Genomic DNA, 19,698 nt, shown 5'->3' with positions numbered 1-19,698 from the left:
GTCCGGGACAGGCTGCCATCTCCTGTATTTTCCCCAACAATACCTGTTTCACGCTTTCAGAGAAATTCATGAGCGAAACCTCCCAAAATGTATTCATTCAAGGGGCTTCGCCGCATATTTTCGTCTGGTTGTCAACTTTTTTGTACAAAAAAAAGAACCGGGTACGCTTTTTTCGTACTCGGTTCTTTTGGAAATTTATCCTATATGCTTTAACTTAATGACATTGCTTAACATCCCCCCCTTTTTTCCTGAAAAGAAAAGCCCCCAGTCGTAGTTTCATCCTACGACTGGAGGCTTTTCTTGCAATGTCTGTTTTTCCTGGCTCAGTTCAGATACCAGCTTTTTTACTATAGATTTAACAGCTTGGCGATGTTGCCGCCCAGCACACCCTCCCGCATATAGGCATCTTCGATGCACGATTCAAGTAGATTTCGCGCCGCCAGCGGCGAGGTAAAAGGCGCGTCTGACGCAAACAGCGTGCGCTCGGGATATTCTTTAACCGCAAAGGACGGAGCCATAGTCGTGTAGACGGCCGACAAATCCAAATATACACTTGGCAAATCCCGCACTGCTTTTAGCGTCTCAAGCCAGTGCAGACCGCCCAGATGTCCCAGAATCAGCGGCACGGAGGCATAGTGCCGCGCAAGCTCTAACAGTTCCTTGATATCCCGCCAGGTAAGGGGTAAAAAAGCATGCACCCACAGCGGAAGTCTCCCTGCGTCCTCAGCCGCCTGAAACAGCGACTCCAGTTTCCCGACCTCACCCGAGCCTGGCGTAAGTTCGCCCACACCACGCAAACCATTTTTTATGATATAGTTATCAAGCCACTTGCCATTTTCCTCATAGGATAATCCTTGAGGAATAGAACCAAAGCCGACAAATCTATCAGGATGGTCCTTTACTATTTTGGTAAGCTTCTCAATGGATTTTATCCTTTCCTCCACCGGATTACGTGTACCGTCAAGCATAGCATACAACTTTTCAATCTCGCCTGACAATTCGTCCAGATTAGTCGCTGTCTCAGGGTGGATCGTGGTAGTAAACAGTACGGTTTTATCCATCCCAGCCTCGTCCATCCATGCTAATTCCTTTGCCAGCGGTTGCATAACATGTGCATGGCTGTCGATAATCATCTTATCTCCCCCTCAGCTTCGACAAAATCCTGAATACGAGTGCGCAATTCCTGCTGTACTTGTTGGAGGAGAGTAATTTGCCTGGTTATTGCCGCCAGCTTAGCCTGATAAAGCGCATAAGCAGCACGGCATAGCGGACGCCCCCTGCCTATTCCCACTGGGCATTCAATAATTTCGGCAATCTCATCCGTGGTCAGGCCTAGGCTTAAATACAACTGGATGTTTTTGACCCGTTCGACGGCGCTGTCATCATATTCCCGGTAGCTATTCTCGAGCCGCCTGACCACAAGCAAATTTTTGCTTTCATAATACCTGAGCGAGCGCAGGCTGACGCCTGTCCGCATAGACAGTTCCTTTATCTTCATCCTTCTTCCCTCCTCTCGCTTATTGTAAGGTATGACATCCATGTTAAGGTCAAGAATTTTCTGAGCAAAGGGGGACGGGTGTATAGAAGAATTCATTGAATCCAAATTAAGATTAGCAGCAAATTATATTTTAATCTTCTCCGCAGCTTCGCTATTTTGGCTTTTTTCCTTTATAATTTTATAGGAAGCTAAAAAATAGTCAAAATTTGCCTTACGCATTTCAATGTCATTTTTAAACTCAGCGAGTTTTTCCAAACCCTTCGCCGTTATTTTGTACCATTTCCGCGCCGGTCCCTGAGTATCTGTTTCCCAATACGACTCCACCGCTCCCTCTTTTTCCAGTTCCCGCAAGGAACGATAGATTATTGCACTATCAGTATGATAGCAGGGCATTTCTTTTTCCATACCCTTTAACAGCGCAGATCCATACAGATCTTCACGTGCCAAAAAAAGTAAAATGAAGGCGGGCGTATGACGATAAGCCTGCCCGCTTCTTGATTTTCCCGCCATGTAACACACTCTCCCTAAATTCACATTTCTCTAAATCTAACTATTAACAGCATTCGTCAAATGTTTTATATTGCCCTTCATAGTTAACCCGAACACACCTGCGGCGATTGGCAGCCAAATTAGTACGTTAATAGCATAAGCAAGGCCTGTATATTCCGCAAGTACACCGACAATTCCTACGCCAAGGCCGCCAATGCCAACTCCAAAACCTAACATTAGCCCTGACGCCATAGCCGCACTTTTACTAAGAATCTCCTGCGCCGCCACTACCGTCACGGAAAATGACGCCAGCAGTGCCGCACCAGCCAAGGCTAAGAACACATAGCTTAAAAAACCGCCTGTATTGAGAAATAAATAAAGCAGCGGACTTGCCAACACCAGTGAACCTACAATTACCTGCTTTCTGCCAAATAAATCAGACAGATATCCGCCGGCAAGGCCGCCCATAGCTCCGGAAAACAACATGATAAATAATAACCAGCTGCCAACTTTCAGTGAAACATTGGTTGTTTGTAAATATAGCGGCAAAAAGGCAATTAACCCGAAGTAGGCTAAAGAACGAAGTGCTACTACGATTATAACTTTTATAAGTTCAGTCCAAGAATCATGAAGAACAGACATGAGCGGCATAGGTACGCTTTTAGGCTTGGCTGAAGCCTTGGGCGCTGCATGCCACAGCAATATGGCCACGACAACTCCCGGTATAATGAACAGGGGCGTAAATTTTAGCCCATAAGCCTCCACAAACGGCACAACCATGACCGGCGTCAGCGCCCAGCCAATATTTCCGGCTGCCGTAAAAAAAGCCTGAAAGAAACCTCTCTTGCTGCCGCTAACTGCCGAAACCATTGCTGATGCCTGCGGGTGAAATCCGGCTGTTCCCAGGCCGGACAGCGCAGCAGCCAAAATCAGCAGCGTATAGCTGTTGAGCAGGCCAATAAGACTAACTAGCCCTGCCATCCAGATTGTGCCCACATAGACCATCCAGCGCTGATTTCTCCGATCTACCAGATAACCGAAAATCGGTTGTAAGATAGAGGATGTAATCGTAAATGCCGATACCAAAAAAGCGCCTTTGCTGACACTGAGCCCCGCCATTACCAAAAACGGCAGCAAAGTCTGAATATAGTTCATATACCAGTCATTGAGTAAATGGGCAATAGATAGCGTAAAGATCTTTCTCTTATCGGGCAATGCATCATTCATAAAAAAATCGCTCCTTTTAAAATAACAATTTGCTTAAACTCCGCTTTGTATACAATAAGCTGGATTCATTGTACGGCTAGCATACAGTCATAAGCATATATATGTTATTAACATGTATATGCTTATGACTGTATGCTAGCATGAATTATTGATTTCGTCAATATAAAAAAAGCGGCAAGACTTATCATTTCTACAGCCTTGCCATTACTCCAACCGCATTTGGTATGTCCACGTCAATTAGCCCCACTCGTTATACATTAATGGGCCTAATTCCCGATTATTCTGTTTTTCTGCGGCATTGTATTAAATCATTGTAACAACCGGCATAGAGAAATTCAGCAAAAGCAACTATCTCAGGATAGCCCGGTCTTGCAATTTACACGATCTGTTTCTTGTTCTATAATAGTCTTAAAATTACTTAGTTGCTATAATTGTGTTGCTGATATTTAGCATAATATTGACATGGAGTTGGCGAATGAAAAATTATAAAGATTACTTTTATAAAGAAATGCCGGATATTCATTTTGGTGTAGATATTTTTCTAAAAACTGATTTAACTCGCGGGCACAAGATAAAAACGCATTGGCACGAGCATATGCAGCTGTATTACTTTATTTGCGGCAGCGCCATGCTGGAATGCAACATGAAACGTTTTATCGTATACGCTAAGGATGTTGTTGTAATCAACAGCAATGAACTGCATTATATGGAAAGTCTCACCGACGACTTAGAGGTTTATGTCATCCGCGTTGATCTCCCTTTTCTATTTAGTAACCAAGTAGACTTATGCCAAACGAAATATGTCGCACCCTTATCACAAAATCGGATAACACTGCTTAATTTGATTCGAAATGACACGGACGTATTAAAATGCGTAGAAAAAACCATCGACGAGTATTTTACCAAAAAAATAGGTTTTGAACTGGCAGTAAAATCCTCCATTTACCAATTAATTGTCCTACTGCTTAGAGGACATATTCATAAGATTATGTCGAGTGAGGAAGTTTCTTCTAAAGTAAACAGCCTTAAGCGGTTTGACGCAACACTTAATTTTATTGCCGCGCATTACACAGAAAAAATAACCGCAAAAGATCTCGCCGCGAAAGCCAACATTACCGTGTTCTATTTCTGCCGGATTTTTAAACAGCTTACTGGGAAAACACTGACGGATTATGTTAATGAACTGCGCCTCGAAAAATCGCTGGCATATTTGCAAAAAGATGAGCTTAATATTACCGAAGTAGCATTACAGTGCGGATTTGAAGGCGTAAATTATTACAGTCGCCTATTTCGAAAGTATTATCATATTTCACCGACGAAGTTCCGAGCAAGCAATATGGAGAAGTAGACAACAGTTTCACTGCATATTCCGGTACTATCTGGACCGCGTTCCATCTATTGACACCGCCGTCCGAAGCCTTTGACTCTTGATTTATTATGTTATAGACACCGCCTTGCCTCTATGTCTTCATTTTTAATCTCTCATTAATCTCTATTACGAAACTGTGACTCGTTGGAACCGTCCCCACGAGTCCTAAAAACTCAGAAACCATAAAATAGTATACCGGCAAAACTTGAAGCTACAAGTATGACATTAGCCGACAATTTGCGTGAAGCTGCTAAAATAGCACTCAGTAGACAAACGAGTAGTAAGAATATATCGGGAGAACTCTTAAAAAAAATATCTCCCAATACAATTATACTAAAACTTGATACAACTAGAACTATACCTGCTAGTATTCCATTTGTTGCCGGATACCGCCGCCATTTTTGATAAAAGTGCCGCGTTATAAGCACCAAAAAAGGTGGTATTATAAGTGCCAAAGCCGCCAATATAGCTCCACAAGACCCACCGGTAAACTTCCCAAGGCTTACAACCCAAAGGCCATTCGGTCCGGGCGCAATCTGACCAATGGCTAGAGCCTCTGTAAAATTTTTTTCCGTAGCCCATCCCTGTCCAATAAAGTCCTCATGTAACATAGGCAGCGGTCCAAAACCACCGGTTGACAAAACAACCGCCTTGAATATGATAATGAAGAATAATAACCGTTTCATAATATGGGTATCACGCCTTTCTCTTTCCCATGCGTATATAAGCAATCGCACCAATGGCCGCACCTATTCCATATAGATACACTACACTAACGCCTGCAAAACGGTACAAAAATGCCGTAACAATAATAACCAGCAATAAAAGTATAAAAGACATTCCACCTACTTGCTTCCCTTTTTTTAATATGGGCTTCATATTCCGCCAATTTGTAATAAGCGATATGCCAAAAATAGCCGCAAAAGCGGTACGTAAGGCATGTTGAACAGCTGGAACATCGCTAAATAAAAGATAAATTGACGATAGTGCTATTGTAATTGCCGCACTCGGTAATACAAGACCTAAAACCGAAATGAGACTACCACGCCATCCTGCTAAACGCTGCCCAATGAGAATTGTATACGCCAAAATATTAATTCCAGGCGTAATTTGCCCAACTCCAACAATTTCAGTATATTCATCTTCTGTTAATAAACGCAGCCTATATATAAATCGCTCCTGAATCATAAATTGAACGACTGCACCACCTCCAAAAGATATTGCCCCGATGTAAAACCAGTGGCTAAATAATTGAAAAAATGATATTTTTTTATCTATTTTTTTGCAATCTCCATAATTATGAATATTTTTCTCCTCCCAAGTTACACTGCCACTCTCTACACTTGCACCTACAAAATTCCATATAAAATATTATCTTTGTCTATTCTCCTCCAAAAGCAAATACACGTCAAGAACGAATATGCTCTTATAAAGAAGGAACCTGATAATAATATTGTAGCTTACCTTATTTTGGATGTCTATGAGAACATATTACACTGCCCCTGAACCGAATGTATCACTATTAATACCAAACGCATAACATATTATGTAGAGTTTTAGATTTAGGGGAGGGCTTTATGTGGGAATCTATATTAAAGTAGAACCAAATGTAAAAATTTATGTAGAAGACCTTAACCCAGATGGCCGTAAAACAATTTTATTTCTCCACGGTTGGCCCGCAAGCCATGATATGTTTGAATATCAGTTTGATCAACTGCCTAAGCTAGGATATCGCTGTATAGGAATTGACCAGAGAGGATTCGGAAATTCCGATAGGCCATGGACAGGATACGATTACGATACCATAGCGGATGATATTCGCTGTGTAATTGAAGCCCTTAATTTACAGAATATTACCCTCGGGGGACACTCAACGGGAGGCGCAATTGCCGTTCGCTACATGGCACGCCACAATGGATATGGGGTATCCAAACTTGCCCTTTTTGCCGCTGCAGCTCCTAGTCTCATTCAACGTCCATATTTCCCCTATGGCCAGACAAGAGAATCTGTAATCAAATTCATTCAAGACACGTATAGTAACCGTCCAGAAATGCTACGGGGATTTGGAGATATGTTCTTCTTCCAGCATGTAACCCAGGCTTTTTCTGATTGGTTTTTCCAAATGGGACTGCAAGCAGCCGGTTGGTCCACCGCGGCAGTTGCAAAATCTTGGTTAGACGAAGAAAAATTATTTGAGAATCTTGGACAAATCCACGTGCCTACTTTAATTCTCCATGGTATTCACGACAAAATCTGCTTATTTCCGTTAGCTATTGCTCAAAATGAAGGAATTAAAAACTCCAAGCTTGTGCCATTCAAATACAGCGGTCATGGATTATTCTATGACGAACGCGAGCAATTCAACAAGGAATTAACCGAATTTATCGAGGAATAAGGTCTAAAACAATGGTACCTTGCCAACCGCTTCTCGAATTTAACGGAGCTTGCCCTGGCTGTGGTGAAACTCCCTATGCTAAACTGCTTACACAATTATTGGGTGACCGTATGTTGATCGCCAACGCTACAGGTTGTTCTTCCATCTGAGGTGGTAGTTCCCCTTTGATCCCTTATACCACGAATGCCGCTGGAAAAATTCCTGGCTGGATGAATCCTCTCTTCGAGGATAATTGAAAGATTACTTAATTAAGCCCTCAGTTTGGATTCACGGCGGAGACGGCTTTGCTTATGATATCGGTTATAATGGGTTGGACCATGTCATTGCCAGTGGGGCCGATGTGAACATCTTCATTATGGACACAGAGCTCCGTTCTCTACCCCTTAGCTGGTTTGTATGTGCTCCATTATATGTCCAACGCGATAAAGGGCATCTCAGATTGTTCTGAGATGCCCTTGCTGCTTCCATTACGCTTTGCTGGGAATAGGGACTTTTGACGCAGGCTGCAATTTTTCTATATGGCCGCGCCAAGCTGCCGTATCATGCCTTTCAATAGCCATTCATTTACGCCTTTATTTGCCATAATAATAAAAAACTTCGTTGACCATAATAAAATAAGAACTACTTTAAAATTTTCAGCTAAAAGGGAGGTACGGTTATTATGAAAAAAAATACAAAGGTATATAGTTTTTGGAGCGGGAAAAACGTTGATGGTAAATCTTATATTGGCGATCCAATTTTGATTAAGGAAACCGACAAAACTGACAATAATTTAATTGAATATGAAGTTGGAAGCGATACTGTCTCCGCTGATGATTTACAAAAAGATTTTAATTATGATCAAATATAGCACTGCACTCTTGGCGACCTGTACTGGACTCCGGTGACCTCCGCCGTGACAGGGCGGCATTCTAACCAACTAAGCTACCGGGCCATTTTTTGGTGGGCGATGACAGGATTGAACTGCCGACATCCTGCTTGTAAGGCAGGCGCTCTCCCATCTGAGCTAATCGCCCTAAAAAACAGCTTTCTTTTAAACCGTAAGCCAGTTTTTGTTTTAGGAAATTATCTATCTAACGCTTAGCGTTCTTCCTGTTAGTTCACTTTCCCTTCAGGAAGTTCCCCTACCGATATTTGGGTTTCTGCCTCGTGGAGTTTACTACTTTTCACTAGGTCGTCGCCAACCTACTCACTCTCTGTGCACTTTATAACTACTCTCGACTGCAAGAGTCGATTTCATCGTCGTCAGAGCATAGCTCTGCCCCATCTTGCGATGGGCACGACCATTACGACCATCTCAGGTCGTGGCAGTCTGGACTTTCCTCAATACTGCTTAAGCAGTACCGCAATTTCCCGTTTCTAAAGATAGCTTGATATTTTAGACTATAAATGCCAGCGAGTTGCCTCGTCGGCATTTTGCTATTTTGGTTGCAGGAGCAGGACTTGAACTTACGACCTTCAGGTTATGAGCCCGTCGAGCTACCAACAGACTCGATCCTACGAACGATCGGTTAACAGCCGCTCTAGCAACTGAGCTGAGTAGTATTATACCCAAAATGCCGTTTCTTTATATGTCCAAACCTGCGCCCAGCAGGTGGGCATCCTGAGATATGCTTTTGCCCTCCATTCAAAGATGACTTGACAGCTACATACCATTGGATTCCCTATATAATAAAGTAGGTTGGACATATCTAAGATAACATACATCTCAGGTAACGCTTTAGCCTTACAACATGGTCAACACCAATGTCGTTCGAAGAATTACTCTATCAGATTATCATAATTATGTCAACTGAATATCAATTGGTAATTGATGCCAGCAGAATAACTCTATACTCTACTATTGAAGTATACGCAAACATATTATATTTTTATGCACATAACAATATACAGTGGCGCAACTACTAGTTTCATGCTCTATATTGTGGCTTTTCCCCTTCTGCAGGAGTGTGACTGTCTCAATGTGAAATGTTTATCAGAAAATATTTTCTTACCCCTATATTAACTTAATAATCCTTTTTTTATTAGCTAATTAATATTGCACTTAATGCCCATCTTTTTGTTTATTCGTAAATGCCAAGCACTCCTGACCGGACGACTCTCTGACAACAAGGGAAGGAATTTTGCGGCTTTTAAATCCCAGTACCTTACATCCGTGGGGAAAATCTCTGTCCCAGGTAATGTAATGGTATTGGCATTTAATACATTTTACTTTTTCGTTATTTTTGATCATAATTATTAATTATTCTTTATTCTGCGAACCTTTCCTTCAACATTCCCGCATATCCGGCAAGCTTAGTGTTGCCCAGCCCCAAGCGTGGCATTTTTCTACACAAAACAAATAGCCTCCCATCCCGAAGGACCAAGCGGCTACTCTCATTTGCTGTCTAAGTGATCGGCAATACCTTTAGTGAATTTGAAATCTGATATAAGAAATAGAATACTCCAGTAGTTACAATAATACAAAATATGACAATAATATGAAAAAATCATCCAAATAAAATCTCGCCTAGCAGCATTATGCTACCAGGCGAGATTCGTTTATACCAATCATTAAACTTTAAAAAGGAAGAATAAATAGATAAAATATCTCCATTTGAAGATTAATTACTATTTTCTCTCACGCTTAGCTAAAATCATCATCTTTGACTCCTAAAAATTTATCTGCTTCTTCCCAATGGCACTTTTTAACATGTAGTCGGACTACACTTAACGCCGTAGTTATTACACCTGCATCATCAAGCCACCCAAGTATTGGAATAAAATCTGTAACTGCATCAAAAGGAAAAACGAAATAACCTAAGGCCGCAATTATAGCCGATTTAACCCATATAGGTGTTTCTTCATCAGCCCAACAAAAATACATTGCAATGGCATCTCTTATAAATGGAATTTTATCCTTTTGCTTTCTAGCTAAATCCCAAAATCCATTTTCAGAAAATTTATCTGAATAATCTTTACTCATTACCCCTCCCAAATTACCATAAAATTTATTTTCTACTATACCTCATAAATACTCTATTTTAGAAAAATAGAATCCAAATTCTTTTTCTTTTCGATCAACACGAAAAACTTTGGGTGGTATTTTTTTCTTCCTGAGAATATTTAAAAGAGACGACATATTTTTATAATTCATTTCACTTCCTACATAAATTGAAGCCTGATAATTTTCTTCAAGAAACAATTTCTTGTTGGCATAACCCGGCAATATAAGTCTCCACTCGTTTTCGTATGCCCATTCTTTAGACTTTGTTAGCACCATTTGATTAACAAAATCGCTCCATTCTTTTGAAATGATACTTTCACCCTTATCAAAATTCAATGCTTTATCTAAATTATCTGAAAAACAGGGCATCCTCAAATTCGGATATATATCTGTATATACTACAGCTGCTAAGGAATTCAAAATGCCACTATCTTCTGGAAATGCATATTCTATACAGATTCCCTTTCCTCCATCTGCATAATGAAACCACATTAAACTATTATCCGCACTGTCTGTAAAGCATACTATTCCATCTTGATCAAATGTCTTACGGAGTGTCATAATGAAATAATAATTTTTCTTTAACGCAATTATTTCCTCTGTGCTTCCCTGAATGTCCGAAATGATTTTACCCCCTAATTCGCGTATAAAATCATCTTCATCGTCAAGCATTTCATCAAATAGTGAACTAATTTCTTCAGTTGCTTTATTAAAAGGAAGATCTACTTCTGCATCCAGACGACAGTCGAACGGATCGTTTAATCTCAATGGAGAACTTAAATAGATATAACTTTTATTCAACTCATCTTTTGTGAATTCATTAAATTTTCTATATCTGTATAGCCGTTTCATTTTATTTTCACCTCTGGATCTTTCTTGTAAAAAAAAGGCCGCAAAGCTACCTACATAGCCTCACAGTCGGTTGCACTCAAGCTCATTTTGAAACAAAGTGCCCAATACGCTCCAAAAATCATTGCTCCCATGAGTTAATTTGGTTTCAATAAAATTGTTACGTTGAATAAGGTTGTCTCTATTTGTATTTAGTTTATGCTCCTTTATTGGACAAGTCAATAATTATTTACCAGATTATCTATTTTTATCCAAAATAGCCCTTTATATATAAAAAAGGCAGCCCCGCCAAAATATGCGAGGCTATTAGTTATACCTAAATGACAATTGCTCTAATTTTGGTCTTTAAGGCAGCCCCTTATTTGATTCCACGGTCTATTCTATAGAGATATTTTTTACGTTCTGAACATTTTATGACTATTTCTTTTGTTCCTGGGTTGAATTGCCGGAAACACCGCCCTGTCCCTGTGTCTGTCCTGATGATTGCGTTTCCTGGGTCTGTGTCGATTGCTGCGGCGTTGCTGATCCTGTTTCTCCCGCCAGCGTAACACCGGGAACGACATTACTTCCCGTTCCACCGGTTGCCGGAGAACCACCGGTCACTCCAGTGCCTGCGGATCCACCGCCCATTACCGTTGTTGATAATATGCCGCCAGTCAGACTACCACTTCCCGCAACTCATTGTTCTTATCTGGCCTACACAGCTTTGGCCTAAGCTTCCGCAAGCAGGAGATGTTCTCACTGCTTGCCAAGGGCCGCAGCGGTCCGTACATCAGCGAAGCGCTGAACATTTCCACCAACACGGTTAAAACTCATATTAGAAATATTTATGGTAAATTAGCGGTACGCAACCGTCAGGAATTGCTCTCCTTATTACAGAGCAATATCGAGTAAGTCAAGACCACCCGTCTAACGGGTGGCTTGCTCACCCCTATAAGGGGCAGCTACCGGCCAGTGTCTAAAGGCGGCGCTGGCTCTCACTTCGTTCAAGCCCTAAATTTTTTGACTCGTTGCCACCATTAAAAGGTATTTGTATTACCTGCTACCCCTTGAAGGGGTCCTCATACTCCTTGACACTCAATTTATCCAGTGCTATATCATGTTGTTCCTGCTCTTGAATATACTTTTGAATTCATTGAGTCCTACTGTACTCACATCAATAGCCCTCAGCAGAAAAATGCTGAAGCTGTACAAAAACTTAGCACTGAAAACATGGATATGATACTTTGATATACTGTCTATCCTTCTGAATTAGACTTGAAACTTACTGACAGCTGTCTGAAGATCCTGGGCCAGTTTGGCAAGAATTTGGCTCGAAGATGCGATTTCCTCCATAGATGCCGATTGTTCTTCTGTAGCTGCTGAAACAGTCTGCGCATGACCAGCCGCCGTCTTACTGTGCCTGTCAATTTCCTTAACCGACATTACAATCTGCTGACTGCCACTGGACATTTGCTGAATAGCTGCAGAAATCTCCTTCACTTGTTCAGATACTTGCGTTATCATTGTCGCAATTTCCTTAAATGCACGACCTGCAGTAGTAACAACCTCTGTCCCAACCTTAACTTCACGAGTACCTTCGTCCATAGCAACAACGGCTTTATCTGTGTCATCCTGAATCTCACCAATCAGGGTGGCGATTTGTTTTGCTGCATCCTGTGATTGTTCGGCCAGCTTACGAACTTCTTCCGCTACGACTGCGAACCCTCTTCCTTGTTCGCCTGCTCTTGCGGCCTCAATGGCAGCATTGAGTGCTAGTAGGTTTGTCTGGCCAGCAATTCCAGATATAGCATCGACAATCTGCCCGATTTCTTTAGATCTCTCGCCCAATTTAGCAACGACTTGTGCGGAATTGTTGACAGTCTGTTCAATATGAGCCATTTGGTTGACAGCCTTCTCTACAGACTCATCGCCTTCTCTTGCTGTTCTAGCCGCTTGAAGTGAATTATCGGCTACTTGGTTGGTACTAGCGCCCACTTGTTGAATGCCATCTGACATCTGCTCTACCACAGTAGATGTTTCGTCTGCTGCATTCAATTGCTTTTCTGCGCCTTGTGCCACATCATTAATTGCTCCCGCTACTTGAGTTACAGCCTGCGCTGACTGTTCTGCGCTAGCGGTCAATTCTTCCGAAGAAGCTGCTACCTGTTCAGCCGATTCATTAACCTGTTTCAAAACTGTACGAAGGCTACCCCGCATGTTTGCTAATGCATCGGCTAATTGGCCAATTTCATCTTTTCTAAACAACTTGCGAGGTTTATCACGAAAATCCCCAGCGGATAACTCTTCACAAACTGATACCATTGTAACCAAAGGTTTTGCAATTCGATTTGACTCTAAGAACGCAATAACTAACACAATGAGGATAGTAATGAGCATAGCAAGCAGCATCACTTGTCGTAGTTTATTCGACCCTGAAAACGCCTCATTCTCTTCGACCAAGCAAAGATATTTCCACCCCGTAGTTGGCGATACCACTACATTACCAAGATACTTCACTCCATTCATTGTCACTTCAACCGATGAGCCAACAAAGCTATTGATATTACTAAAAGCCTCAATCTGCATTTCCTTAATATTTTTGAAATTCATAGCTGGGTTCTTCGGATCGGCAATTACTATATCATGGGAATCAAGTAGAATTACATATCCTGTTTCCCCTATCTTGATATTTTTTATCATTTCTGTAATTACAGGCAAATCAATATTAAAGCCCAAAACGCCTTTAATAATATCGTCTTGATCGCGAACAGTTGTAAAAATCCCGATGGTAGGAACTCCTTTAGAGGTTAAAAAAGGATCAGTTAACAATAATTTGTCTGGTTGCTTGATTGTATCCCTATACCAATCTCTGGTTCGAGAATCGTAGCCAGCTTTTCGGGGTATGGCTGGATATTGAAGATATCCTCCGTCCGAAGTTCCCAAAGAAATTGTTGATACTTCCGGATGCGACTTCACAACCTGCTCGAAAGCGTTATAAAGATCAGCTTCATACCCACCTGCTTCTAAAGGCTTCATTGGCACCATGCTATCTGCTCCGCCGGTCTTGTCCATATATGTGGTAATCTTTCCATCTTTCCGCCGAATACCAGGACTATCAGCCACCATTTTAGCGTTTTTCTTCATTCCGTCAAAGAAAACAGAAATAGCATTATCAACTTGATTTACTTCACGCGTAGTCGCTGTATTGAAATCTGCTTCAGCACCAATACGTATGTTGCGATCTATAAAAAAGCCCACTACTATCAAAGGAATAAAACTAATTGCCACAAATGTAACAATCAGTCGATTCCGTATACTCCATAAGCTTTTCATCTTCCTTTTCATGCTGGTATCCGCCTCAGCACCTATTTTCAAACTTAATTTACTGTTCTTAAAAAAATTCAATTTAAACTCCTCCCATATCATTAGTAGGCTCTCGGAAACCCGAAATTTATATAGATCAAGCCATTTGGCCTTGTTTTTTTAATTTTCCTCCACGGTGTAGGGCATGTGAAAATAATACTTGATAAATCAGAATCGCCCCAATAATCGCGATGGAAGCACTGTTTAACCTACTTTCGTCGATGGTGGTGATTTTCTTGCAGTTTCTTATGTCATCATCTGAGTACTTGCCCACTTTTTTCATCTCCTTGGTTAGCATTGTCATATTCATTATATATTTCTAAGCGATAATCTTCCATAGTTTTACATAGATCTATTAAAAAATAGTCGTCTAGAGCACCATCTAGAAAACTTTACATCATTCACTTTTCCCTTTATGCCCGCCGACATAATCTGCCCGTTCAAGGAAGGTTCCACCCGCCATCGACCCGGCATAAAAGATCGCTTTTTTGCCAAATCGCTCCCGAAGATCATCTACTACTCTATCCATGGCATGTTTCTTTTCTTCTCCTTCAAAAAATAGTTCCACCTGCTCATATCCTTGTGCCACGATTTTCCCGGCAGTAATATTTACCGATCGCACCGGTTCACCCTGCCACCGCTTAATAAACTCCTGGCGTGCCACTTCATTAATGATATCCGTCGAGTGTTCCGGGCGAACCAACTTAATCCGTGCAGTAAAACCCACATGTAAATTTCTATCCGAGTACCTTATCCCCAAATATACCTCTTGGCATTTTTCCTGGTGCTTACGCAGCCTGGCGCATACATCTCCCACCATTTCCTTGATGACCATTAGAATTTCTGCTTTTACAACGTAATCCCGCATCAATATTTGGTTCTTACTATAGGATTTACTTTTCGGCCGTTCCTTCTGGTTAATGATGCTAGCATCCAAACCCCATGCATGGTAATATAGCTGCAGCCCCATTACGCCTAACGTTTTCTGCAACCATGTAGGATTGGTGTGAGCCAGCGCCTCAATCGTATAAATACCCATTTGCTTGAGTTTCTTATCGTATCCTCTGGATATACCCCAAAACGCAGTTAACGGCTGTATCTTCCATACCGTTTGCGGCACCATTTCATACGTCCATTTTGCAATCCATGGCGGCCGCTTTTTGGCTTCATTATCCAGCGCCAGTTTTGCCAAAAGCGGATTATCTCCAATGCCTGCAGTCACAATAAGACCTAACTCATCCTTTACCGTCTTCAAAATGGCCTCCGCAATCGTTTCTGCGGGTCCAAATAAATTTAGCGATGCGGTAACATCCAATATGGACTCATCAATGCTATAAACGTGTAGATCTTCATCGGTTACGAATCGGCGAAATATATTTTGTATCGCCTGGTTCATTTTGATATATAGCGCCATATTTGGCTCTACTACCATAATCGGCGAACGCTTGGAAATTTCAAAGAGCCGATTTCCGGTCTTGATATTATATTCCAATTTAACCCTCGGGCTACTGGCCAATACGACCGCTCCGGTTCTCCTTAAATCCGATACGACAGCAATATAGGCTTCTAGTGGGTCAAGCCCACGCCGAACTGCTTCGACGGAGGCAAAAAATGATTTTACGTCGATGCACAATATACTTCTGCGGGGAAAGCGAGAAAAATCAACGAGTCCCATCGCTATGGCCTTCTTGGTCTTTCATCTGCTCGTTGTGCTCGGATAGAAGCATCCCCGCCCATTTGACCATACACCGGTCGACATAAACAACCCGAGCCATCTGCTGGTAAATAGGAATACTCAATAAATCTATAGTGTGTTCGCTCATCACTATCCACCTCTATAAATATAATATCAGAACATATGTTCTGTGTAAATATCGAGTGCAATGTTATTATTTGGAAATTTGATTAAAAATAAAAAAATCGGCTACCATGGTCGTCAAAACCACTCTAGCCGGCTTATCATTCACTCCTCTTCACACTCAATATTTGTACCATCCAGCAAACTAACCACTATTCTACCATCATAAAACCGCGACCTTCTCCAACAAAGCAAAATACAAATTTTCATCAAATTCGTTAAGCGATTCAGCATCCGCTAATAACAAAAACTGATATTCTTTTGCTTCTAACATATATCCATATAACTGCAGTGCTGACAGTATCCACTCTTATTCGTACACCAGGCCCTGCCCTTGCCAGTTATAATCTTCTGATATTTATTGTAAAGTGCGATAATTCCTTTTTCATCAAGCAGCGTTACACGTACCCGACGTCCGTCTTTAAAATGCACATAGCCCTTATTCGACACAGGCCGGCGCTGCGTACGTTCCAATAATACTCTGTACACAGAAAGTTGAATAATATCAGAATCCTGAACTTGGCAACTCTCTCTGCTCTTGTAATCACCAACTATTAAAACCCCATCTTTGTCAATCCAAACAACATCAGGAGTTCCACAGATAGGGATAGGTTCATCGATTTTCATATAATGGTCAGCTAAATAAATTGATAACTTGGCTGTTCGGCGACTCCTCCGCCAAAAATAAGTTCCAACTATTAGGGCAAATCCAATTATTAGTAGCATCACATATCACCTGATAAATAGGCGTAGCAACCAACGTAAAAATCTTATAAGCCAATTTTCTTTCTTGCCGGTAATCATACGCCTGAATTGCTCATGTTCGTAGTTGCCTCTTTCTATATATTTCCCTGTTAACTCAGTACTTTCACCGTATTGAGTATTCAAATATAATTGTCGCTCACATTTTGCAAGTTTCGCTAATTCTGTGGCACTTACATGTTGCATTGATAGGATCTCCTTACATAAGATCTTTACTTATACGGCTTGTATCTATTTTAGAACTAATGTTTATATTTGTAAATGGGGACCCTATCTGATGGGGCAGCTATAATGCTTTTGTACTATCAAGCGAATGGACAGGACACTTTTCATTCATCCAAAATAAAATGGTGCAGGTATTTTGCCTACACCTCAACAAGAATCACTGCTAGAATAAAATTTTAAAAATTACACTAATACCTAAGATTCCACCAATCCATACTACCCATTTTGGAATACTGTATTTTTCAGATGTCTCCTCAACTTCATCGTCTATCTTAACACCTAGCTCATCTAATTTCTTTTTTGTTTCTTCATCCAATATTATCACCTCCTACTGTCATTATATTCTGTAAACTAAATAGCGTTACATCCATCGATTCTCAGCTATTCATCCATACTATTCTGTTGATACCAGATTGCTTTACCCGCGATATCCCGCAACATGCAATATAAATTCGCACCCGGACAATCCGTATTCATTAAATCCCGATGTCCAACTATTGTTTGATCATCCGGGCACAATCAACTCTTTACTATGTAAAACAAAAATGACCCCGTAAGGGGACGGAAGCGAGGGTATGAGCATGGCAATAATAAATGAAAGAATATGAAGATAAAATTGGGCGACATGATTTGCAGCAGAAATAAATCGTTGACAAAGCACAATTAGTATGGTATTTTTTATTTAATAAACATCATTGATTGAGCTAAACAAAGCCGTTTAGAGACTTAATAGTCCTAAGCTTTTTTTGTTTTAAAATTGATGATTCCATTATTATTTTTTTATTTATAGATGAAATTATTATTCAAAGATACAAAAAGGGGGTGCTTTATGGAGCAAAATTTTAACAGTACAGACCTGAAAAATTTATTGCAGAAGATGACGGATATTGCCAATGATTCACCCACCTACGAAAAGCTGGCTCAGTACATTGAGAAGAATTATTTGCGCATCATTTTTATGACAGCCGGAGAACTTGCTAATGAAGCCAATATTAGTCAGGGAAGTGTATCGCGGTTTTGCAGCGCTTTAGGGTATCATGGTTTTAATGATTTCTTGCGCAGCCTGCAAAAGTTTGTCAGCGAAGAAATAACGGCACCGCAGAGACTGCAGTATGTCTCGCAGAATAAAAGCAATAACAAAATTCGCAATATCCTCGACATGGAACATAAAAACCTTGACGAATTGGAAGCAATTCTATGTCAGCCGAGCTACACACAACTGGTGGACAAATTTGTGACAGCACAGGAGATTGTATTATTATCCGCAAGAGTATCGGCCACTTTGTTGCCGTATACTGCCTACATTCTCAATAAAATCAGAAATAACGTGATTCAGATCCAACCGGGAAATCCACTGTGGGATACCTTGCATTTACGGAATCCTGATACGACATTGATTTTTACCATTGCGTTTCCCCGATATCCTACCATCCTCGTCAATAAGTTGCAGGAATTGAAACAAGAGGGGTTTACCATTACCGGTATCACAGACAGTATTGTTTCACCAGTTTCCTACCTGGCCGATCCCGTTTTACATGTGCCGATCACCGTATCCTCCATTTTTGATATCTACAGTACACCGATTTTCTTTCTAAATTTTCTGTTGCGGGATGTGGCGAAAAAAATCGATAACTTGGAGCAGCGGCTGAATAGGCTGGAAGCAATGGAAAACAAGAATCATATTTATTACAAAAAATTAATTGAATAGCTCTCAAACTGGCATTGTAAACAAAGGCGTTTAGCAGATGGCAGGCACCGTAAGGTGTTTGTACTGCAGCGCCTTTTTTATTTTGCCGGCCAAAAGACAATAACGAAAATTTCAATAGTTTTCGTTCAAATAAAAAACCAAGAATGATAAATGAAAGGATGATTATTTATGAAAAAATTAGTAAGTTTATTGCTAATCGTTGTTTTTACTGTTCTCATGGCAGGATGTTCGAACAGTACACCTACAGCGAAAAGGGACAGCGTTGTGGAGAAAATCAAAAATACAAAAGTGCTTACGGTCGGTACAGACGCTACTTTCAAACCTTTCGAATATAAAAATAACGGAAATTATGAAGGCTTTGATATTGAGCTGATTCAGGCAGTGGCCAAAGAACTGGGTGCAGACAAAGTGGAATATGTGGATACGGAATTTAAAGGACTTATTCCCGGCCTATTGGCGAAAAAATATGATGTCATTGTTTCCGCTATGTATATTACTGATGAACGTAAACAAACCATCAATTTTTCGGATTCTTATTTTCCGGGTGGTTTATCCATCATGGTTAAAAAAGATGACAACAACATCAAAGGCGTTAACGACCTAAAAGGCAAAAAAGTTTCCGTACAGGTTGGCACCAAGTCGGCTAAGTATTTAGAAGAAAAATATCCGGATGTCACTTTGGTAAAAGTGGAGACTAATAATGAAATGTTCTTGGAACTGGAAACAGGCAAGGTCGATGCTGTTGTGACAGGCTTGCCGGCGGCTAAAACCTATGCAAAAGAAAAAGGTACGGTAAAGGTCCTGAGTGATACGCTGACCGAAGAATTCTACGGTTATGGGTTGCGTAAAGATGATGAAGAATTAACAAAAGCAATTAATGCCGCACTGAAAAAAGTGAAAGATAATGGAACGTACGCTAAAATCGAGAAAAAATGGTTTGAGTAACTAAAGGGGGCAGGCTTTCTGCCCTTAGTTATACGGAGGAAT

22 protein-coding genes, 1 tRNA gene, 2 other RNA genes and 2 pseudogenes are annotated in these 19,698 nt (G+C 40.9%); 7 read left to right on the top strand and 20 right to left on the bottom strand.

Annotated features, from left to right (window positions below):
- Positions 1 to 347: 347 nt before the first annotated feature.
- The 4 genes from ABFC84_00655 to ABFC84_00640 all read right to left on the bottom strand — a co-directional run bounded on the left by ABFC84_00655 (position 348) and on the right by ABFC84_00640 (position 3,214).
- The gene (locus tag ABFC84_00655; GenBank protein MEN6411253.1) at positions 348 to 1,133 is read right to left on the bottom strand and encodes an amidohydrolase family protein; all 786 of its coding nucleotides are present in this window, start codon (positions 1,131 to 1,133) and stop codon (positions 348 to 350) included.
- Complete coding sequence (locus tag ABFC84_00650) at positions 1,130 to 1,498, bottom strand: MerR family transcriptional regulator (GenBank protein ID MEN6411252.1); 369 nt, start codon at positions 1,496 to 1,498, stop codon at positions 1,130 to 1,132. The genes ABFC84_00655 and ABFC84_00650 overlap by 4 nt, the downstream gene beginning before the upstream one ends.
- Before the next feature lie 123 nt (positions 1,499 to 1,621).
- Positions 1,622 to 2,008, bottom strand: a complete 387-nt coding sequence (locus tag ABFC84_00645; protein MEN6411251.1) for a PadR family transcriptional regulator — start codon at positions 2,006 to 2,008, stop codon at positions 1,622 to 1,624.
- Between the two features lie 36 nt (positions 2,009 to 2,044).
- On the bottom strand, positions 2,045 to 3,214 hold the full coding sequence (locus tag ABFC84_00640) for an MFS transporter (protein MEN6411250.1): 1,170 nt from the start codon (positions 3,212 to 3,214) through the stop codon (positions 2,045 to 2,047).
- Between the two features lie 475 nt (positions 3,215 to 3,689).
- Between ABFC84_00640 and ABFC84_00635 the strand changes: the two genes are divergently transcribed.
- The gene (locus ABFC84_00635; GenBank protein ID MEN6411249.1) at positions 3,690 to 4,562 is read left to right on the top strand and encodes an AraC family transcriptional regulator; all 873 of its coding nucleotides are present in this window, start codon (positions 3,690 to 3,692) and stop codon (positions 4,560 to 4,562) included.
- 194 nt (positions 4,563 to 4,756) lie between these two features.
- On the opposite strand, the gene ABFC84_00630 is transcribed toward ABFC84_00635, so the two are convergent.
- Complete coding sequence (locus ABFC84_00630; GenBank protein ID MEN6411248.1) at positions 4,757 to 5,269, bottom strand: chromate transporter; 513 nt, start codon at positions 5,267 to 5,269, stop codon at positions 4,757 to 4,759.
- A 10-nt stretch (positions 5,270 to 5,279) separates the two neighbouring features.
- Positions 5,280 to 5,849: a chromate transporter gene (locus tag ABFC84_00625; GenBank protein MEN6411247.1), complete on the bottom strand. Its 570-nt coding sequence runs from the start codon at positions 5,847 to 5,849 to the stop codon at positions 5,280 to 5,282.
- A gap of 313 nt (positions 5,850 to 6,162) precedes the next feature.
- Between ABFC84_00625 and ABFC84_00620 the strand changes: the two genes are divergently transcribed.
- The 3 genes and pseudogenes from ABFC84_00620 (at position 6,163) to ABFC84_00610 (ending at position 7,828) form a co-directional block, all read left to right on the top strand.
- Positions 6,163 to 6,978, top strand: a complete 816-nt coding sequence (locus ABFC84_00620) for an alpha/beta hydrolase (GenBank protein ID MEN6411246.1) — start codon at positions 6,163 to 6,165, stop codon at positions 6,976 to 6,978.
- Between the two features lie 23 nt (positions 6,979 to 7,001).
- Positions 7,002 to 7,348 (top strand): annotated as a pseudogene (locus ABFC84_00615) (hypothetical protein).
- A gap of 291 nt (positions 7,349 to 7,639) precedes the next feature.
- Complete coding sequence (locus tag ABFC84_00610; protein MEN6411245.1) at positions 7,640 to 7,828, top strand: hypothetical protein; 189 nt, start codon at positions 7,640 to 7,642, stop codon at positions 7,826 to 7,828.
- Positions 7,829 to 7,918: 90 nt separating this feature from the next.
- On the opposite strand, the gene ABFC84_00605 is transcribed toward ABFC84_00610, so the two are convergent.
- The 7 genes from ABFC84_00605 to ABFC84_00575 form a co-directional block, all read right to left on the bottom strand.
- Positions 7,919 to 7,994: transfer RNA gene (locus tag ABFC84_00605), tRNA-Val, on the bottom strand.
- Between the two features lie 20 nt (positions 7,995 to 8,014).
- Positions 8,015 to 8,339: RNase P RNA component class B (gene rnpB, locus ABFC84_00600), an RNA gene on the bottom strand.
- Between the two features lie 183 nt (positions 8,340 to 8,522).
- A non-coding RNA gene (gene ssrS / locus ABFC84_00595) (6S RNA) lies at positions 8,523 to 8,696 on the bottom strand.
- A 326-nt stretch (positions 8,697 to 9,022) separates the two neighbouring features.
- On the bottom strand, positions 9,023 to 9,211 hold the full coding sequence (locus tag ABFC84_00590) for a hypothetical protein (protein MEN6411244.1): 189 nt from the start codon (positions 9,209 to 9,211) through the stop codon (positions 9,023 to 9,025).
- Between the two features lie 393 nt (positions 9,212 to 9,604).
- Positions 9,605 to 9,943, bottom strand: coding sequence for a YkvA family protein (locus tag ABFC84_00585; protein ID MEN6411243.1), 339 nt, complete (start codon positions 9,941 to 9,943; stop codon positions 9,605 to 9,607).
- A 42-nt stretch (positions 9,944 to 9,985) separates the two neighbouring features.
- Positions 9,986 to 10,816 (bottom strand): DUF2971 domain-containing protein, encoded by an 831-nt coding sequence (locus ABFC84_00580; protein ID MEN6411242.1) that lies wholly within the window; start codon positions 10,814 to 10,816, stop codon positions 9,986 to 9,988.
- A 414-nt stretch (positions 10,817 to 11,230) separates the two neighbouring features.
- Positions 11,231 to 11,443: a hypothetical protein gene (locus ABFC84_00575; protein ID MEN6411241.1), complete on the bottom strand. Its 213-nt coding sequence runs from the start codon at positions 11,441 to 11,443 to the stop codon at positions 11,231 to 11,233.
- A gap of 51 nt (positions 11,444 to 11,494) precedes the next feature.
- Here ABFC84_00575 and ABFC84_00570 point away from each other — a divergent pair, with 51 nt between their 5' ends.
- A complete protein-coding gene (locus tag ABFC84_00570; protein ID MEN6411240.1) occupies positions 11,495 to 11,707 on the top strand; it encodes a helix-turn-helix transcriptional regulator in 213 nt (70 codons plus the stop codon).
- A 148-nt stretch (positions 11,708 to 11,855) separates the two neighbouring features.
- Here the strand turns inward: ABFC84_00570 and ABFC84_00565 are convergent.
- The 7 genes and pseudogenes from ABFC84_00565 to ABFC84_00535 form a co-directional block, all read right to left on the bottom strand.
- Positions 11,856 to 11,968, bottom strand: a pseudogene (locus ABFC84_00565) (IS200/IS605 family transposase).
- Positions 11,969 to 12,064: 96 nt separating this feature from the next.
- Positions 12,065 to 14,200, bottom strand: a complete 2,136-nt coding sequence (locus ABFC84_00560; protein MEN6411239.1) for a methyl-accepting chemotaxis protein — start codon at positions 14,198 to 14,200, stop codon at positions 12,065 to 12,067.
- A 55-nt stretch (positions 14,201 to 14,255) separates the two neighbouring features.
- On the bottom strand, positions 14,256 to 14,468 hold the full coding sequence (locus ABFC84_00555; GenBank protein ID MEN6411238.1) for a hypothetical protein: 213 nt from the start codon (positions 14,466 to 14,468) through the stop codon (positions 14,256 to 14,258).
- An 87-nt stretch (positions 14,469 to 14,555) separates the two neighbouring features.
- Positions 14,556 to 15,833, bottom strand: coding sequence for a Y-family DNA polymerase (locus ABFC84_00550; GenBank protein MEN6411237.1), 1,278 nt, complete (start codon positions 15,831 to 15,833; stop codon positions 14,556 to 14,558).
- 450 nt (positions 15,834 to 16,283) lie between these two features.
- Positions 16,284 to 16,643, bottom strand: coding sequence for a PD-(D/E)XK nuclease family protein (locus ABFC84_00545; GenBank protein ID MEN6411236.1), 360 nt, complete (start codon positions 16,641 to 16,643; stop codon positions 16,284 to 16,286).
- 105 nt (positions 16,644 to 16,748) lie between these two features.
- The gene (locus ABFC84_00540) at positions 16,749 to 16,964 is read right to left on the bottom strand and encodes a hypothetical protein (protein MEN6411235.1); all 216 of its coding nucleotides are present in this window, start codon (positions 16,962 to 16,964) and stop codon (positions 16,749 to 16,751) included.
- A 202-nt stretch (positions 16,965 to 17,166) separates the two neighbouring features.
- On the bottom strand, positions 17,167 to 17,319 hold the full coding sequence (locus tag ABFC84_00535) for a hypothetical protein (GenBank protein ID MEN6411234.1): 153 nt from the start codon (positions 17,317 to 17,319) through the stop codon (positions 17,167 to 17,169).
- A gap of 513 nt (positions 17,320 to 17,832) precedes the next feature.
- On the opposite strand from ABFC84_00535, the gene ABFC84_00530 reads away from it, so the two are divergent.
- Together ABFC84_00530 and ABFC84_00525 are read left to right on the top strand one after the other, a co-directional pair.
- Positions 17,833 to 18,711, top strand: coding sequence for a MurR/RpiR family transcriptional regulator (locus ABFC84_00530; protein ID MEN6411233.1), 879 nt, complete (start codon positions 17,833 to 17,835; stop codon positions 18,709 to 18,711).
- Positions 18,712 to 18,879: 168 nt separating this feature from the next.
- On the top strand, positions 18,880 to 19,656 hold the full coding sequence (locus ABFC84_00525; protein ID MEN6411232.1) for a transporter substrate-binding domain-containing protein: 777 nt from the start codon (positions 18,880 to 18,882) through the stop codon (positions 19,654 to 19,656).
- Positions 19,657 to 19,698: the final 42 nt, after the last annotated feature.

This window comes from Veillonellales bacterium (assembly GCA_039680175.1).
Classification (GTDB): domain Bacteria; phylum Bacillota; class Negativicutes; order JAAYSF01; family JAAYSF01; genus JBDKTO01.
Note: the sequence above shows the minus strand (reverse complement) of the source record. Positions and strands in the feature narration are given on the sequence as shown.

Bases quoted from the DNA above. Each gene is read 5' to 3' on its own strand.
- ABFC84_00655 (MEN6411253.1), bottom strand. From the start codon at position 1,133: ATGATTATCGACAGCCATGCACATGTTATGCAACCGCTGGCAAAGGAA.
- ABFC84_00650 (MEN6411252.1), bottom strand. From the start codon at position 1,498: ATGAAGATAAAGGAACTGTCTATGCGGACAGGCGTCAGCCTGCGCTCG.
- ABFC84_00645 (MEN6411251.1), bottom strand. From the start codon at position 2,008: ATGGCGGGAAAATCAAGAAGCGGGCAGGCTTATCGTCATACGCCCGCC.
- ABFC84_00640 (MEN6411250.1), bottom strand. From the start codon at position 3,214: ATGAATGATGCATTGCCCGATAAGAGAAAGATCTTTACGCTATCTATT.
- ABFC84_00635 (MEN6411249.1), top strand. From the start codon at position 3,690: ATGAAAAATTATAAAGATTACTTTTATAAAGAAATGCCGGATATTCAT.
- ABFC84_00630 (MEN6411248.1), bottom strand. From the start codon at position 5,269: ATGAAACGGTTATTATTCTTCATTATCATATTCAAGGCGGTTGTTTTG.
- ABFC84_00610 (MEN6411245.1), top strand. From the start codon at position 7,640: ATGAAAAAAAATACAAAGGTATATAGTTTTTGGAGCGGGAAAAACGTT.
- ABFC84_00590 (MEN6411244.1), bottom strand. From the start codon at position 9,211: ATGATCAAAAATAACGAAAAAGTAAAATGTATTAAATGCCAATACCAT.
- ABFC84_00585 (MEN6411243.1), bottom strand. From the start codon at position 9,943: ATGAGTAAAGATTATTCAGATAAATTTTCTGAAAATGGATTTTGGGAT.
- ABFC84_00580 (MEN6411242.1), bottom strand. From the start codon at position 10,816: ATGAAACGGCTATACAGATATAGAAAATTTAATGAATTCACAAAAGAT.
- ABFC84_00575 (MEN6411241.1), bottom strand. From the start codon at position 11,443: ATGGGCGGTGGATCCGCAGGCACTGGAGTGACCGGTGGTTCTCCGGCA.
- ABFC84_00555 (MEN6411238.1), bottom strand. From the start codon at position 14,468: ATGAATATGACAATGCTAACCAAGGAGATGAAAAAAGTGGGCAAGTAC.
- ABFC84_00550 (MEN6411237.1), bottom strand. From the start codon at position 15,833: ATGGGACTCGTTGATTTTTCTCGCTTTCCCCGCAGAAGTATATTGTGC.
- ABFC84_00545 (MEN6411236.1), bottom strand. From the start codon at position 16,643: ATGAAAATCGATGAACCTATCCCTATCTGTGGAACTCCTGATGTTGTT.
- ABFC84_00540 (MEN6411235.1), bottom strand. From the start codon at position 16,964: ATGCAACATGTAAGTGCCACAGAATTAGCGAAACTTGCAAAATGTGAG.
- ABFC84_00530 (MEN6411233.1), top strand. From the start codon at position 17,833: ATGGAGCAAAATTTTAACAGTACAGACCTGAAAAATTTATTGCAGAAG.
- ABFC84_00525 (MEN6411232.1), top strand. From the start codon at position 18,880: ATGAAAAAATTAGTAAGTTTATTGCTAATCGTTGTTTTTACTGTTCTC.